12 protein-coding genes are annotated in these 15771 nt (G+C 68.4%); 3 read left to right on the forward strand and 9 right to left on the reverse strand.

Going from position 1 to position 15771, the window contains the following annotated elements; all coding sequences use genetic code 11:
* Positions 1-36: 36 nt before the first annotated feature.
* Positions 37-1377, reverse strand: a complete 1341-nt coding sequence (locus I6I07_RS00510) for a CitMHS family transporter (RefSeq protein ID WP_198485323.1) — start codon at positions 1375-1377, stop codon at positions 37-39.
* Positions 1378-1917: 540 nt separating this feature from the next.
* On the opposite strand from I6I07_RS00510, the gene I6I07_RS00515 reads away from it, so the two are divergent.
* From I6I07_RS00515 to I6I07_RS00525, 3 genes are read left to right on the forward strand one after another with little or no spacing between them, the layout of a single operon-like run.
* Complete coding sequence (locus I6I07_RS00515; protein WP_198485325.1) at positions 1918-2616, forward strand: response regulator transcription factor; 699 nt, start codon at positions 1918-1920, stop codon at positions 2614-2616.
* A 4-nt stretch (positions 2617-2620) separates the two neighbouring features.
* Positions 2621-4027 carry a sensor histidine kinase gene (locus I6I07_RS00520; RefSeq protein ID WP_198485326.1) on the forward strand — a complete coding sequence of 469 codons (1407 nt, stop codon included), beginning with the start codon at positions 2621-2623 and terminating at the stop codon, positions 4025-4027.
* Positions 4017-5099, forward strand: a complete 1083-nt coding sequence (locus I6I07_RS00525; protein ID WP_198485327.1) for an ABC transporter substrate-binding protein — start codon at positions 4017-4019, stop codon at positions 5097-5099. The genes I6I07_RS00520 and I6I07_RS00525 overlap by 11 nt, the downstream gene beginning before the upstream one ends.
* Positions 5100-5230: 131 nt before the next feature.
* On the opposite strand, the gene I6I07_RS00530 is transcribed toward I6I07_RS00525, so the two are convergent.
* The 8 genes from I6I07_RS00530 to I6I07_RS00565 form a co-directional block, all read right to left on the reverse strand.
* Positions 5231-5854, reverse strand: coding sequence for a response regulator transcription factor (locus I6I07_RS00530; protein ID WP_198485328.1), 624 nt, complete (start codon positions 5852-5854; stop codon positions 5231-5233).
* A complete protein-coding gene (locus tag I6I07_RS00535; protein ID WP_198485329.1) occupies positions 5851-6930 on the reverse strand; it encodes a sensor histidine kinase in 1080 nt (359 codons plus the stop codon). The genes I6I07_RS00530 and I6I07_RS00535 overlap by 4 nt, the downstream gene beginning before the upstream one ends.
* A 389-nt stretch (positions 6931-7319) precedes the next feature.
* A complete protein-coding gene (locus I6I07_RS00540) occupies positions 7320-7514 on the reverse strand; it encodes a hypothetical protein (RefSeq protein WP_061072232.1) in 195 nt (64 codons plus the stop codon).
* A gap of 18 nt (positions 7515-7532) precedes the next feature.
* Positions 7533-10304 carry a magnesium-translocating P-type ATPase gene (gene mgtA / locus I6I07_RS00545; RefSeq protein WP_198485330.1) on the reverse strand — a complete coding sequence of 924 codons (2772 nt, stop codon included), beginning with the start codon at positions 10302-10304 and terminating at the stop codon, positions 7533-7535.
* A gap of 116 nt (positions 10305-10420) precedes the next feature.
* Positions 10421-10762 carry a hypothetical protein gene (locus I6I07_RS00550; RefSeq protein ID WP_198485331.1) on the reverse strand — a complete coding sequence of 114 codons (342 nt, stop codon included), beginning with the start codon at positions 10760-10762 and terminating at the stop codon, positions 10421-10423.
* 314 nt (positions 10763-11076) lie between these two features.
* A complete protein-coding gene (locus I6I07_RS00555) occupies positions 11077-14010 on the reverse strand; it encodes a TonB-dependent receptor (RefSeq protein ID WP_198485332.1) in 2934 nt (977 codons plus the stop codon).
* Positions 14011-14130: 120 nt separating this feature from the next.
* Positions 14131-15150 carry a FecR family protein gene (locus I6I07_RS00560; protein ID WP_198485333.1) on the reverse strand — a complete coding sequence of 340 codons (1020 nt, stop codon included), beginning with the start codon at positions 15148-15150 and terminating at the stop codon, positions 14131-14133.
* A gap of 40 nt (positions 15151-15190) precedes the next feature.
* On the reverse strand, positions 15191-15706 hold the full coding sequence (locus tag I6I07_RS00565) for a sigma-70 family RNA polymerase sigma factor (RefSeq protein WP_332840425.1): 516 nt from the start codon (positions 15704-15706) through the stop codon (positions 15191-15193).
* Positions 15707-15771 lie beyond the last annotated feature (65 nt).

Here is a 15771-nt window from a genome sequence, read left to right on the forward strand (position 1 = left end):
CGTTGTCCTTTCAAGAAACGTGGGAAGGCGCCGCCGTCAGGCGACGGAACCGACCAGGGGGAACAGGCCGAACGCCAGCGCGGCCGCCAGCATCACCAGGCACACCATCGTGGCCCACTTGAGCGAATAGCGCTGGTGGTCGCCGAACTCGACGCCCGCCAGGCCCACCAGCAGGTAGGTCGACGGCACCAGCGGACTGAGCAGGTGCACCGGCTGGCCGATCAGCGAGGCGCGCGCCATTTCCACCGGCGAGATGCCGTAGCCCTGCGCGGCCTCGCTCAGGATCGGCAGCACGCCGAAGTAGAAGGCGTCGTTCGACATGAAGAAGGTGAACGGCAGGCTGACCAGCGCGGTGATGCCGGCCAGGTACGGCCCGAGCGCGTCGGGGATCACTGCCAGCAGGCTGCGCGACATGGCTTCCACCATGCCGGTGCCCGACAGGATGCCGGTGAAGATGCCCGCCGCGAAGATCAGCGACACCACCGACAGCACGTTGCCGGCGTGTTGCGCCACGCGGCGGCGCTGCTCGGCCAGGTTCGGGTAGTTGATGATCAGCGCGATCGCGAAGGCGATCATGAACAGCACCGGCAGCGGCAGCACGCCCATCACCAGGCTCACCATCAGCGCCAGCGTCAGGCCGGCGTTGACCCACAGCAGCCTGGGGCGGCGCAGGTCGTGGTCGACCTCGATCTCGGGCAGGTTCTTGGGGCCGTCCTCGTCATAGCCGGCGTGCAGCGAGGCGCCGTCGGGCAGCGACAGCACGCCCAGGCGGCGGCGTTCGCGCAGGCCCAGGAAGAAGGCCAGCATCAGGATCGCGACGATGGCCACGCCCATCACGGGAACCAGCGGCACGAAGATGTCGCCGGCGTCCACGTGCAGGGCGCTGGCGGCGCGCGCGGTCGGCCCGCCCCACGGCGTCAGGTTCATGACGCCGCTGGCCAGCATTGCCAGACAGGTCATGGACAGCGCGTTCATCTTCAGGCGGCGGTACAGCGGCAGCATCGACGCGACCACGATCATGTAGGTGGTGGAGCCATCGCCGTCCAGCGAGATCACCAGTGCCAGCACGGTGGTGCCGACCACGATCTTGAGCGGGTCGCCCTTCACGGCGCGCAGGATGCGGCCGACGATGGGGTCGAACAGGCCGGCGTCGATCATGACGCCGAAATAGAGGATGGCGAACATCAGCATGACGCCGGTGGGCGCGATCTTGCGGATGCCGTCGAGCATCATCTTGTCGATGCCGGCGCCGAAGCCGCCGAGCAGGGCGAAGATGATGGGGACGAGGATCAGCGCCACCAGGGGCGACAGGCGCTTGGTCATGATCAGCGTCATGAACGTGATCACCATGCCGAAGCCAAGCAGGGTCAAAAGCATGAGGGGTATCTCCGGACTCGTTGTTATTTGCACGCCGGGGGGGCGCTGGGGGGGAAGACTAGGAAGAAAAGCTGTCTGGAACCTGTCGTTTTTTTTGAGGGGCGGGGTCGGGTGGGGAGTCAGCGACAAGAGAGATGTAGGCCGTCCGGGGTGGGGCGGGTGTCGCGGAGCGCGCCTGCGATTGCGGTCCGGAGCGTCCGCTCCGGACTGCCCCTTCCTCATCCTCGTCCTCGCCTGCGGCGACTCCTTCGGATTCCGTCGGGCGCATCTGACGGCGCGCTCCGCGACACCCGCCCCACCCCGGACTACCGGTGTCTTGGTTTGGTGCGTTGCTGGACCTCGGCGGCATGGGAGCGGTTTGTGGGGCCCGCCTTTTTGGGCCGCGCGGGCGGCCCAAACGGCTTACGCGGTGGGGGATGGCGTGAGGGTGTTCGCTGCGCGTTGATGGGGAATCTGGGAGCTATGACAGGGCGTTACAGGGGGACGGATGTCGTCGCTGGGTGCGCGGGTGGCGTGGGGTGCTATGCGACAATCTCGCGCATGCGGATTCTGGTGATTGAAGATGATGAGGACCTGGCCGACGCGCTCGTACGGCGACTGCGTCGTCTTGGGCATGCCGTCGATTGCCAGAGGGATGGGTTGAACGCGGACGGGGTGTTGCAGTACGAGACCTTTGACCTGGTGATATTGGATATCGGGCTGCCACGCATGTCGGGGTTCGAGATCCTGCATCGGTTGCGGGATCGGGGCAGCAAGACGCCGGTGCTGGCGTTGACGGCGCGGATCGATATCGAGGATCGGGTGCATGCGCTGGATACGGGGGCCGATGATTACCTGGCCAAGCCGTTCGACTTTCGCGAGCTGGAGGCGCGTTGCCGGGCGTTGTTGCGCAGGCCCAGCGTGCAGGCGGCGGGGGTGTTGCGGTTTGGCGAGCTGGTGATCGACAGCGCGGCGCGGCAGGTCAGCCTGGCGGGGCAGCGCATCGACCTGCCCAAGCGCGAGTACAGCCTGCTCGAGATCCTGCTGGCCGGCATGAACCGCGCGGTCAGCAAGGCCGAGATCGCCAACAAGCTGTTCGCGTTCGACGACGACGCCGCGCCCAACGCCATCGAGGTCTACATCGCGCGGTTGCGCAAGAAACTGGAAGGCTCGCCGCTGCGCATCGAGACGCAGCGCGGCACGGGTTATCTGCTGAGCGTCGTCGATGACGCCGGCGCCGACCCGGCGCCGCGGGACTGACGCGGTGGCGCCCCGCCGCATTTCCGTGCGCCGGCGCCTGCTGGCGATGCTGCTGGCGCTGTTCGTGGCGGGGCTGGGCGCGCTGTACCTGCTGGTGCGCGGCTATGCGCAGCAGACCGCCGACACCACCTATGATCAACTGCTGCGCGCCTCGGTGCTGTCGATGGCCGACAGCCTGCAGCTGGTGCAGGGCGAATGGCAGATGGACATGCCCTACGCCGCCCTGGCGCTGCTGGAACAGGCGCCGCGCGACCGCGTGTTCTACCGCGTGGCGGCCGCCGACGGCGCGCTGATCTCCGGCTACGCCGACCTGGCCGCCCCGCCCGGCCACGGCGCCGACGCCGGCGCCGCGCCGCAACTGTTCACCACCGACTACCAGGGCCAGCCCGTGCGCGTGGCCTGGATGGAACGCAAGATCGCCGGCCCGCGCGCCACCGAGACCGCGCGGATCCAGGTGGCGCAGACGCGCGAGGCGCGCAACGCGCTGGCCGAGAGCATCCTGTGGCAGGGCACGCTGACGCTGATCGGCTTCACCGCCGCGGCGCTGGCGCTGGCCTACTGGGGCCTGCAGCGCTCGCTCTCGCCGATCCAGCGCATCGAGCGCGAACTGGCCGCGCGCAGCGCCGCCGACCTGCATCCGATCGCCGCGCCCGTGCCCGAGGAACTGGACACGCTGGTGCATTCGCTCGACGGCTTCATGGCGCGGCTGTCCGAGAACCTCGATACCCTGCGCCTGTTCATCGCCGAGGCCGCGCACCAGCTGCGCACGCCGCTGGCCGCGCTGCACGCGCAGATGGAAGTGGCGCTGGACGAGGAAGACCCGGCCGAACAGCGCCGCAGCCTGCTGGCGGTGCTGCGCAATGCCGAGAAGCTGTCGCGGCTGGTGAACCAGCTGCTCAGCGACGCCAGCGTCATCCACCGCAGCAACGTGCGCAAGTTCGGCCCGGTGGACCTGGCCGAACTGCTGTCGCAGGCCGTCTACGACACCGTGCCGCAGGCCGACCCGCAGCCCGACGTGCGGCTGCGCCTGCCCGACGCGGAAGATGGCGCGCCGCCCCGCATCGCGGGCGACAGCCTGATGCTGCGCGAGGCCTTCAAGAACCTGATCGACAACGCCCTGCGCCATGGCGCCTCGGCCGATGGCCACATCGACGTCCGGCTCGAGCGCCAGGACGCCGGCTGGCGCATCACCGTGGCCGACCAGGGGCCGGGCATCCCGCCCGCGCTGGCGCAAAGCGCCTTCGAGCGCTTCTCGCGCGGCCCCAATCCGCGCACGCCCGGCGCCGGTCTTGGGCTGTCCATCATCAAGCGCGTGGTCGACATCCACCAGGGCCGCCTCAGTCTCCGCAACCGCCCCGGCGGCGGCCTCGAAGCCTCCGTCCTCCTGCCCGCCAACGCCCATGACGCCTAGACTTGCGCTGCTCTCACGCCTGGCCGCGGCCGGCGCCGCCCTGCTGCTCGCCAGCGCCGACCTCGCCGCCGAGACCAGCGCCGACGGCCTGTCGCTGGGTCCGGCGGACAGCAGGAACGTGCTGGTGCTGCACGCGTCCAACAGCGTGCAGGTGTTTCGCGGCGTGCTCGAAGACTTCAGCCAGCTCAATCCCGGCGTGCGCCTCGAATACACCGAGCTGTCGACCCAGGCGCTATATGCCGAAGTGGCGGCCCGCGCCGCGCAGGCGCCGGGCGAGAAGGCCGGGCCCGACCTGGTCATCAGTAGCGCCATGGACCTGCAGACCAAGCTGGTCAACGACGGCCACGCGCAACCGCATGTGTCGCCGGACACCCGCGCCCTGCCCGCCTGGGCCAATTGGCGCGACGAGGTCTTCAGCATCGGCACCGACCCCATCGTGATGGTCTACGACACCCGCAAGCTCGACGCCGCGCGCGCGCCGCGCACCCGCCGCGAGCTGCTGGCGTTGCTGCAGGCGCCCGACCAGCCGCTGGCCGGCCGGATCTCGACCTACGACGTCGAAGGCAGCGGCATCGGCTACCTGGCCGCCACCCAGGACGCGCGCCTGGACAGCCTGGCCGGCGCGCTGCTGGCCGCCTTCGGCCGCAACGGCGTCAGCGTGCACGAATCGACCGAGCACGCGCTCGACAAGCTGCAGCGCGGCGACACCACGCTGGCCTACAACCTGCTGGAATCCTATACCCGCCACCGCATCGACCAGGGCGCGCCGCTGGCCATTATCTACCCGCAGGACTACACCCTGATGCTGTCGCGCTCGGCCATCATTCCACGGCAGGCGCCGCGCGCCGACCTGGGCGCGCGCTTTCTCGACTACCTGCTGTCGCCGCGCGGCCAGGACATGCTCGCGCGCCAATCCGGCATGCGGCCGGTCGGCGCCTCGGTGGTGCCGGCGGCGGGGGTGCGGCCGGTGGCGCTGGGCGTGGGCTTGCTGGTGTACCTGGATCCGCTGAAGAAGCGCCACTTCCTCGACCTGTGGCGCGCGGCGGCGCAACCGCCCGGCAAGGCGGACTGACAAGGTCGACTGACAAGACGGGCCCGCGCCGCGACGTCAGCGGTCCGTCAAGGCGGATTGAGGCCGCCTGTACACGGCGGCGACGGCCTGCCAGCCGCGACCGGAGGCTGGCCGTTCCATGGCCAGGGACGCTAGCCGCCCAACTGCCCGCCCGCGCGCACCAGGTCCGCCAGCGTGCGCACCTGCATCTTGCGCATGACGCGCCCGCGCCGCACCTTGACCGTGATCTCGCTGACATTGAGCTCGGCCGCGATCTGCTTGTTCAGCATGCCGCGCACCACCCGCTCCATCACCGCCTTCTCGCCGTCGGTCAAGGTGTCCCAGCGGGCCTGGACCTCGTCCGAGCCCGACGCGTTGACCAGTTGCGCTCGATCCTTTTCCACCGCGGCATGGATCGTGTCCAGCAGGTCCTGGTCGCGAAACGGCTTGGTCAGGAAATCCACCGCGCCCAGCTTCATCGCCGCGACCGACATGGGGATGTCGCCGTGGCCGGTGATCATCACCACCGGCATGCGCCGCCGCGCCTGCTGCAGGCGGCGCAGCAGGTCCATGCCGCTCTGCCCCGGCAGGCGCACATCCAGCACCAGGCAGGCGGGGCCGGCGCCCGGGTCGGCGTCCAGGAATTCCTGCGCCGAGCCGTAGCCGCGCACCGGCAGGCCGACCGAATGCATCAGGTCTTCCAGCGACTCGCGCAGCGAGGCGTCGTCATCGACGATGTGGATGGTGGCCGGCTCGGGCCGCGTGCTTGCGATCATGAAGACTCATCCTCGGCCGCCGCCGGCAGCATGAAACAGAACACCGCGCCCTCGCGCGCGGCGGGCTCGGCCCACAACCTGCCGCCGTGGCTCTCGATGATGCCGCGGCTGATGGTCAGGCCCAGGCCGGTGCCCTCCGGCTTGGTGCTCCAGAAAGTATCGAACAGGCGTTCGCGCGCCTGCGGCGTCAGGCCCGGACCGGTGTCGGTCAACGAACACTGCACCTGCCCCGGCTCCTGGCACGACAGGCGCAGCGTCAGCTGGCGCGCGCCGGCCGGCGTCTGCTGCATCGCCTCGATGGCGTTGAGCACCAGGTTGACGAGCACCTGCCCCAGCTGCACGCGGTCGCCCAGCACCGCCGGCACGCGCTCCTGGATGCGGGTCGACACCACCACTTCGTTGCTCGCCAGCTCGCCGCCGGCCAGTTCCAGCACCTCGCCGATGACCTCGGCCAGGTCCAGCCGCTCGCGTTGCGGCGCGGCATTGCGCGCATCGCGGCGGATGCGCGCCACCACCTCGCTGGCGCGGTGCACGTCGCCGGTCATGCGCTGCAGGGCGCGCAAGGCCCGTTCGATGTTGGGCGGATCGTGCTCCAGCCAGCGCTGGCAGGCGCTGCCGCTGGTGGCGATGGCCGCCAGCGGCTGGTTGATCTCGTGGGCGATCGAGGCGGTCAGCTCGCCCAGGCTGTGGATGCGCGCCATGCGCGCCAGCTGCGTGCGCGCCTCGAACGCCGCGTCCTCGGCCGCCGCCCGCTTGAGCGCCAGGTAGGTGGTCACGCCGATGGCGGCGATGCTGATGAGCGCATTGATCAGCCCCAGCTCGCGCAGCACGCCGCCGTTGGGCGTGAGGTACAGGCTGAGCAGCGTCAATGCCGCGCACGCCACCGCGACGATAGTGACGCCGCGTCGCGGCAGGAAGCTCAACGCCGCCAGGATCACGGCCACGTAGAACACCGCCACGGCGATTTCCAGGCGGGTGAAGGTATCCGCCAGGAATATCACGGCCATCAGCGCCACCAGCAGCGCGACGCCCGCGCCGGGACGCTGCTTCAGATACCTGGCCGGCTTTAGGAACATGGCGCTGCGACCCCGCTGAATGGACACCGGCGCCGGGCCCCGATGGCCGCGCGCCGCGAGATGCCATTGTAGAGACAGGCGCGGGCCGCGGCGCACCTTGGGAGAGCCGGCATATACCAAGGTATATGCCCGCCATCCCAACGGCGTCTCGCCCGCGCGGGGGCCGATTCCTATAATTTTCGGGTCCCCCCAAGGCGCGTCCCCAGGCCGCGCCGCCCCGCCAACGCCTACCGGCAACCTCCCCATGAAACCGTCCATCAAGACCCTCTGGATCGTCCGCGGCGCCGTGCTCGTCGGCATCTGGATCGCGCTCGGCGTGATCCAGGCGCTGCACGGCATCGCCTGACGCAATCGGGCGGCGCCCGGCCGCCCGATTCTCCGTTGCGTCGTCAGGGCAGGAAACACAGGATCCCGCCCACGCCCAGCGTCCACGCCAACAGCATCGGCAGCAGCAGCCGCAGCGGGATCAGCGGGCCATCCGGCAGGTCCGGCGCCTGCCCCGACTGGCGGAAGGCGGCCCGTTCGATCTCGTAGGCGTGCATGTCACGCGAGAACTTGCGCATTTCCTCGAAAGCCTTTTCCATGTCGTCTCTCCCGGCATGTCAGTACCACCGGCCGTAGCGGCGGATGTAGAGGGTCTTGACCTGCTGCGTCAGCGCGATATAGGCCAGGATGGTCAGCGCCAGCCAGCCGAAGTAGATGGGCGGCAAGGCCACGAACCCGATGGACTCGGCGATCGGCGAGAACGGCAGCCAGCACGCCAGCGCGATCGCGGCGGTGGTCGACAACAGCACCGGCAGCGACGCCGTGCTCTGCAGGAACGGGATCTTGCGGGTACGCAGCATGTGCACCACGAACGTCTGCGACACCAGCCCCTCGATGAACCAGCCCGAATTCATGATGGTCTGGCCGCCGTCGCCGCCATGCAGGGCATAGGCCGCGCCCGCGCCGAACACCGTCCACATCAGGAAATACGTGGTGATGTCGAACACCGACGAGGTTGGCCCCAGCCACAGCATGAAGCGCTGGATGTTGCCCGCTTCCCACTTGCGCGGCTTCTTCAGGAACTCGTCGTCCATGCGGTCCCACGGCAGCGTCAGCTGGGAGATGTCGTACACCAGGTTCTGGATCAGCAATTGCAGCGACAGCATCGGCTCCCACGGCAGCCAGGCCGACGCCACCAGCACCGAGAACACGTTGCCGAAGTTCGAGCTGGCGGTCATGTTCAGGTACTTGAGGATGTTGCCGAAGGTCTCGCGGCCCTTGATGACGCCCTGCTCCAGCACCATCAGGTCCTTTTCCAGCAGCACGATGTCGGCGGTTTCCTTGGCGATGTCGGCGCCGCTGTCCACCGAGATGCCGACGTCGGCGTCGCGCAGCGCGGGGGCATCGTTGATGCCGTCGCCCAGGAAGCCCACGGTGTGGCCGTTGGCCTGCAGCGCCTTGACCACCCGCGACTTCTGCAGCGGCGTCAACTTGGCGAACAGCACCGCGGTCTCGGCGCGGCGGCACAGCGTCACGTCGTCCATCTGCTCGATGTCGGCGCCCAGCAGCACCCGCGCATCGTCGTCGCCCAAATCCAGGCCCACCTCGCGGCAGACCTTGGCCGCCACGATGGGGTTGTCGCCGGTCAGCACCTTCACCGCCACGCCGTAGTCATTGAGCGCGCGGATCGCGGCCCGCGCCGAATCCTTGGGCGGATCCAGGAACGTCAGGAAGCCGCGCACCACCAGCCCGCTTTCATCGCTGGCCTGGAACTGCGTGCGGCCGGTGTCCTCGAGGCGACGCGACGCCACTACCAGCACCCGGAAGCCGTCGCGGTTGTAGGCCTCGGCGCTGCGCAGCAGGCGCTTGCGCATGGCGGCGTCCAGCGGGCGCTCCTGCCCGTCGATCATCACGCCCGAGCTCACCGCCAGCATTTCCTCGACCGCGCCCTTGGTGATCATCCCCAGGCCGCCGTCGACGCTGCGCACCACCACCGACAGACGCCGGCGCACGAAGTCGAACGGGATCTCGTCGACCTTCTCGTGATGCGCGCTGCGGTCCCAGCCGCGCAGCTCGCGCGCCCGGGCCAGGATGGCGCGGTCCATCAGGTTGCGCTGGCCGCTCTGGTTGGCGCTGTTCAGCCAACCCAGGCGCAGCACCTGGTCGTCGATGTCGCCGTCGACGTTGAAGTGGTGCTCCAGGATGATGCGGTCCTGCGTCAGCGTGCCGGTCTTGTCGGTGCACAGCACATCCATCGCGCCGAAGTTCTGCACCGAGTTGAGCCGCTTGACCACCACCTTGCGCCGCGCCATCGCCACCGCGCCCTTGGCCAGGTTGGCCGAGACGATCATCGGCAGCATCTCCGGCGTCAGCCCCACCGCCACCGCCAGCGCGAAGGTCAGCGCGGTGACCCAGTCGCCCTTGGTGACGCCGTTGATGACGAACACGATCGGCACCATCACCAGCATGAACTTGATGAGCAGCCACGACACGCTGTTGACGCCGCGGTCGAAGCTGGTCTCGACCCGCTTGGTCGACACCACGTTCTTGGCCAGCGAGCCAAAGTACGTATTCGGCCCGATGCCCACCACCACCGCGGTGGCGGTGCCGCTGACCACGTTGGTGCCCATGAAGCAGATATTGGCCAGGTCCAGCAGGTCGGCATTCTCGCCCGCCAGCGCCTCGGCGCGCTTGGCGCTGACGCTGCCGAGCGTGTCGTACTTCTCGACCGGCAGCGCTTCGCCCGTCAGGATGGCCTGGCTGATGAACAGGTCGCGCGATTGCAGCAGGCGGATGTCGGCCGGGATCATGTCGCCGGCCTGCAGTTCGACGATGTCGCCCGGCACCAGTTCGTTCATCGGCAGTTCGCGCCGCACCGGCTCGCTGGAGTGGCTGTCGCGGCGGACCACCGTGGCGGTGCTGCGCACCATCGACTTGAGTTTCTCGGCGGCGCGGCCCGAGCGGTATTCCTGGATGAAGCGCAGCAGGCCGCTGATCGTCACCATCGTCAGCATGATGGTGATGCCGGTCCAGTCGCGGTCGGCGGGCGCGGCGAACTGGATGTCGGTGAAGTACGACACCGCGGCCAGGCCCAGCAGCACCAGGATGAAGGGATTGCGGAAGGCGCGCAGCAACTGCAGCCAGGCCGGCGCGGGCTTGTCGTGCGCGACCTCGTTAAAACCGTCGACGGCGCGGCGCGCGGCGACCTCGGCGTCGCTCAGGCCGGCGCGCTGCGTCTGCAGCGTCTGCAGGCTTTCGTGCACCGACAGGCCGGCATGGCGCGCCACCGGCATCGCGCGGTTCTTGCCCGGCGCGGCGCCGGCCGCGGCGGTCTTCTCGCTGCGTGGCCCGCGCGGGGCCGGCAACGAGGCTTCTTGGACTTGCTTCATGTTCGCTGCTCCCACCCGCGCACCGCCGGCGGAAGCCCGCCGTTTTCAAGGCGCGAGCGTCCCCCGTCCACGGCCCGCGCGGGCTTGGTGGATATTGAGAATCGGGTAAGGCGGGATCAATGCGGGACGGGAACGGCCGGCGCCTGCGCGCGCGGCGCCGGCGCCACGCCGACACGCAGCGTATGCACACCGAGCTCGCGGCAAAGGTCGCTGAGCCAGGTGATCACGGGCCAGGGGTTGCCGGTGTCGCTGCGCAGGCTGATGGCGGTGCAGGCCTGTTCGCCGTCGGTCGAATAACGCACGTCGGCCACGGTTTCCGACCGCTGCCGCAGTTCCTCGTAGAGGCGCTTGCGGATCAGGGCCAGCACCGCGGGGCTGCCGTAGAACGTCAGGTTGATGAAGGCCGGCGCGGGGGCCGCGCGGCGCACGGGGTTGGGGGACAGGATATGGGACAGCATGCGCGTCTCCTGGAAACAGGCGATTTCGCCCGCTAGGGGTTCAGGTGGCGCATGCAAGCCGTCGCGGCTCCGGGTCGATCCCGGTGGGCGTAGCGGCTGGCAGAAAAAAGACGTGCAGACCCGCTATGCCCGGCATGCGCCGTAGGTTCTGGTACTTCCGTCGTCTTCCACGGCGGGCTCCTTAGGGTTGCAACAGGCGGCAGTGTAGGTCCGGGGCGGCGTTCCGAACAGGTCATCGGGCGTATACCTTGGTATAGATGTCGGCCCGGGCAGGCATCGCATGCCAGCTGCCCGCCCACGGACGCCGCGCAAGCTCAGAAGCGCGTCTGCATGCCGATCCGCACCGTCCGGGCCGGCGCCGGCATGAAACTCTGCGCCAGCGGATCCAGGTAGTAACGGTTCGTCAGGTTCTGCACCGAGATGCTCACCACCATCTGTTCGCGCAGCCGGTAGGTCATGAACAGGTCAAACAGCGTCACGGGGTGGTACACGAGCTGCTTCGTCGTGGGCGTTTCCTGCCACGGCAGGTCGGTCTTGACCGTGGGGCCCGAGGTGTAGGTCATACGGCCACCCAGCGTCAGCGTTTCGTTGAAGAAGCGCAGGCCGGCGGTCAGGCTCAAGGCCAGCCTGGGCGGATTCTGGGTGTTGGTATACGAACCCATGAAACTGCCCGGCGTGCACGTCGGCGTGTTTTCCGTATGCCGGGAAGCGCTGGGGTTGTCACGCAAGTGCTGCGCGAAGGCCGCGTCGCAAGTCTCGGTCTTCAGGTAATACGTGGCCGCCAGATCCGCGAACACCCTCCCGGCGTCATAGTGCGACTGGAATTCCAATCCGCTGGTCTTGTAGCGATCGGTGTTCCTCATCTGCAACGCCTTTTCGGTCAGCGCCTCCACGCCGTCATAGTCGTAGTAGCGCACGATGTAATTCTCGATGTTGTTGTTGAAATAGACCACCTTGGCGGCGACCGTGTCGCCATCGGTCAACAGGTTGCCACGCACCGTGCTGGCGCCGAATTCCCAACTGTTGGAGCGTTCGGGCTTGAGGCCCCTGCCCGGTGAGAGGCTCATCGTGCCAAGGCTGGTCTCGAACAGCGATGGCAACCGCAGCCCCTGGGTGTACGAGGCATAGACGAAGGTGTCCGGCACCAGTTCCAGGTTCAGGCCCAACGACGGGGCAAAGCCGCCGCCGCGGCTGCGCAGCCTGGGGGCATGCGCATAGCCGGCGACGACCTCTTTCACATCTTCGTCATAGACGCGGGTCGAGCCCGCGCCGAAGTCGTCGTACGGCACGCCGACCTCGGGGCGGTTACTGTCCTGGAACACGATGCCGTTATGCAGGCGCGGATCGGTGGCGTCGGTGTACTGGCCTTTCTCGTCCGGCCACCACGTCTGGTAGCCGAAGTTGCCCGGCCACCACCACTCGCCCGGCTTTTTCACCATGATGGCGCGATAGGGGCGCAGTTCGCGGATGGCGGTGGAATACACGCCGCGGTCCCTGACGTCGTAATGGCTGTAGCGGCCACCTCCCCACAGCGTCAGCGACGCCACCGGCCGGTATTCCAGCTTGCCGTTCAAGCTGAATTCCCGGCGCGAGGCATCGCGCAGCACGCGGTTGCCGTCGATGTCCTGCTGCGTCGTCACCACGCCGCGCTGCGGCCGGATATCCTCGACCTGGAATGAGCCGCCCAGGTTGAGGCTGACATCGCCGTGCGCCGTGCGCCACCGCGAGGTGTTGGCCAGATCGCCGCCGATGCGGCGGTCGGCCTGCCGAGTCCATCTGCGGTCCGTCACGTAGGCCTGCGACGCGGGCGCCCACACCGAGGTCAACTGGCTGGTCCTGGCATCCGTCATCCACAGGTTCGCCCCCAGGTCCACCAGCGGATTGTCCGCCGGCTGGAACTGGTAGCGCGCCGTGTAGGTGTCGATGCCGGTTTCGCCCAGCGGATACTGCGTGATGCCCGCCGTGCCGGAACGGATGATGTCCGACGGCAGGATTTCGCCGATTTTCCCGTCGTAGCGGCGGTAGCCAAGTTCCAGCGTATGGCCTGCGGCGGGTCGCAGCGTCAGTTTCAACAGCGTCGACTCGGTTTCGGCCGACGAATTCAACACTTCTTCGCCTGGGTTGTAGGCCTTGGCCACGCTGTTCATCTCGTAGCGACCACCCGGGTAATACATGCGATAGCGCTCCCGCCCCTTCTTGCCCGAGAAGTAGTTGCCCTGGTTGCGGTGCGCGTAGGCCGCCACGAAGTCGAGGCGGTCGTTGGTATAGGCAAACGCCAGGCTGCCCGACTTGGCGCGCGAGCCGAACAGGCTGCCATGGCTATCATGCGGAACGGCTCTCAGATCATTCGCCGAGGGCTCTCCTGTGGACGACGACGGCGGATTGACGCCGCGATGCGGCGGCGCCATGCCGTTGTTCCATATGTCCCCCTTCAGGCGCAGGCCGATCTGCCTGCCTTCCGTCAGGATGTCCCGCACGCCCAGCGTGCGCATTTCCACCGAACCACCGATGGCGCCGGACGTCACGGAGGGACCTTTGTTGACGGTCACGTCGCTGATCAGGTCCGGGTCGATGTAGCTGCGCTGGGCCGTGCCCGCGTAGCCCCGGTACACGTCCAGCGCCTGCTCGGAGCCATCGACCCGCACCGCCACCCGGCTCTGCCCCTGGATGCCACGGATGTTGACGTCCAGCGCGCCGCCATTGCGGCTGTCGCCGACCTGCACGCCCGGTATGCCGGCCAGCAGGTCGCCGACCGACACCCGGCCGAACCGGTCGAGATCCTGGCTGGACAGATGCACGGATGAACGTGGCGCGGCATAGACTTCTTTCCCGGCAACCGCGTCACCCTCGATCTCGACCGGCGCCAGGGTCACGGCTCCCGGCGACGCCACCAGCACATAGCCCGACGCGCCGCGCCGGGCCTGCAGGCCGGTACCGCGCAACAGCGCCGCGAAGCCTTCTTCCACGGCGTAGCGGCCATGCAGCCCGGGACTCTGGCGACCGGCCACCTGCCCGGCGAGCAGGGACAACGCGATGTCGGACTGCTGCGCATAACGGCTCAAGACATCCGCCAGCGAGCCAGCGGGAATGTCGTACTGCCTGTCGACGCGCTGCGCCTGGGCAACCAGCGCGACCGAGGCGCCCAACCCGGCCAGCACCAGGCGGACAGCGGGGGACAGGCCGCGGGGCGCCCGCAGCGGCGAGAATCGGAAACGGCGGCGTGGGCCTGCCGGGTGGAGCTTGTGCATGATCGTGGTCCTCAGCTCGGGCGCCGGGACCTATCGATACGCCCCGGATCATCGCCATTCAGAAGACATGACGCGCCAAGCTCCAAGACACGAACCCGCCATCGCAGGGATTTTTCCGGACTAGCGGGCCGCGTCGCCTCCGGTCCGGCCCACCCACACGAAATAGGGCGAGGCGAACCGCAACGTCAGGCCGGGTACGCTTTCGGCCAGCAATCGCAACGCCCGGCCGGTATCGTCCAGTGGCAACACCACCGTCATGCGAATCCCCGCCAATGCGGCCTCGTCATAGAAGATCCGGCCGGACCGATGCCGATTCAGCTCGTCCAGCACGTCGGCCAGCGGCTGGTCCCGCACCGCCAACTGGTGGAATTTCCAGGCATCCTCCACCTGGCCGGGATCGACCGCCGCAATCGGCCCGACGCCCCGTGCAGAAACCGCCACGCGCTGCCCGGCCCGCACCACCAGCGCTTGCGTCGGTGCCGGGCCGGCTGCCTCTACCCGCACGCGCGATTCGATCATTGCCAGCTTCGTCACGCCGTCATGCCGTTCCACCGCGAAGCGGGTACCCAGCGCGGTCAGCCGCGCCTCGCGCGTACGCAGCACGAAGGGACGCAGCGCGTCCTTCGCCACCTCGATCAGCACCTGTCCCTGCACCAATTCCAATTCCCGACGCTGGCGGTCGAATCGCAGGTTTACGGCACTGCCGCCGGCCAGCGTGACGCGCGAGCCGTCCTCCAGCAACTGGACGCGCCACTCGCCGGTCAGACTGCGCACATCCGCCATCAGATAGGCCGCGGGATAGACCTGCAATGTCATCCAGCCCGCCGCGGCCACGAGCAACGCCGCGCCGATCGCGAACAGCATCCGGCTCGCGCGCCGCTTGCCCACATGGGCAAACGCCGCTTCGAATCCTGCCCGCGCCGGTGCCGCCGCTTGCGCCGCTGAGCCACGCAGATCTTGCATCCGGTCCACCACCCGTCGCATGCCCCACACCGCAGCCTCGTGCGCGGGACTCTGCCGCATCCAGGCCTCCAGTTCGCGCTGCACGACCTCGCGCTCGGCCGCGTCGTCAGAACTCAGACGAACGACCCAACGGGCGGCCTGTTCGGCAATGGCTTCGGGGATCGGCATGCGCTTCATGTAGCGGCTTCCGGCTGGCAACCGGATTGCCCGGCGATCATCAGGTCAGCACCTGGTGACAACGCAGGAGCCCCTGCGCCAGATACTTCTGTACCATCCGCACGGAGATTCCGAGACGTTCAGCCACCACCGGCTGGCTGTGGTCTTCCAGGTAATGCAACAGGAACGCCTCGCGCCCTTTCGGCGCGAGCGCCGCCAGCGCGGCTGCCAGTTGCTCCACCATCTGTACCGCGCTCATCAGCGCCTCGGGCGATGGCGCCCCTTGTGGCAATACATCCGCCGCCAGCGCCATGGCTTCGAGATAGGCCTTTTCGACGCGCTGGCGCCGCAGGCGGTCGAGCATCAGCCGACGCGCTGCCGTGGTCAGCCAGGCCCGCGGCTCGGCCAGCTCGGCGGGCGGAACCTTGGCCGTCAGCAGCCGCAGGAAAGTGTCATGGGCCAGATCCGCCGCCTGCTCCGGACATCCCAACCGGCGGCGCAGCCAGGAAGTGAGCCAACCGTGATGGTCGACGTAGAGCGCCTTGACGGCCGATACCAGGGGATGGGCTGCAGTCACGATCCATTTCAGTCAGACGCGTCTTGCGGAACAGCGTCTTGATGAACCCAGATAAAAAATGAGTC

Source organism: Achromobacter deleyi (assembly GCF_016127315.1).
In the GTDB taxonomy this organism is placed as follows: Bacteria; Pseudomonadota; Gammaproteobacteria; order Burkholderiales; family Burkholderiaceae_B; genus Achromobacter; species Achromobacter insuavis_A.

What these genes read in the sequence shown, in the direction of transcription:
- I6I07_RS00525 (WP_198485327.1), top strand. Translation starts at nt 4,017, where the DNA reads ATGACGCCTAGACTTGCGCTGCTCTCACGCCTGGCCGCGGCCGGCGCC.
- I6I07_RS00550 (WP_198485331.1), bottom strand. Translation starts at nt 10,762, where the DNA reads ATGCTGTCCCATATCCTGTCCCCCAACCCCGTGCGCCGCGCGGCCCCC.
- mgtA (WP_198485330.1), bottom strand. Translation starts at nt 10,304, where the DNA reads ATGAAGCAAGTCCAAGAAGCCTCGTTGCCGGCCCCGCGCGGGCCACGC.
- I6I07_RS00510 (WP_198485323.1), bottom strand. Translation starts at nt 1,377, where the DNA reads ATGCTTTTGACCCTGCTTGGCTTCGGCATGGTGATCACGTTCATGACG.
- I6I07_RS00515 (WP_198485325.1), top strand. Translation starts at nt 1,918, where the DNA reads ATGCGGATTCTGGTGATTGAAGATGATGAGGACCTGGCCGACGCGCTC.
- I6I07_RS00560 (WP_198485333.1), bottom strand. Translation starts at nt 15,150, where the DNA reads ATGAAGCGCATGCCGATCCCCGAAGCCATTGCCGAACAGGCCGCCCGT.
- I6I07_RS00540 (WP_061072232.1), bottom strand. Translation starts at nt 7,514, where the DNA reads ATGGAAAAGGCTTTCGAGGAAATGCGCAAGTTCTCGCGTGACATGCAC.
- I6I07_RS00530 (WP_198485328.1), bottom strand. Translation starts at nt 5,854, where the DNA reads ATGATCGCAAGCACGCGGCCCGAGCCGGCCACCATCCACATCGTCGAT.
- I6I07_RS00535 (WP_198485329.1), bottom strand. Translation starts at nt 6,930, where the DNA reads ATGTTCCTAAAGCCGGCCAGGTATCTGAAGCAGCGTCCCGGCGCGGGC.
- I6I07_RS00555 (WP_198485332.1), bottom strand. Translation starts at nt 14,010, where the DNA reads ATGCACAAGCTCCACCCGGCAGGCCCACGCCGCCGTTTCCGATTCTCG.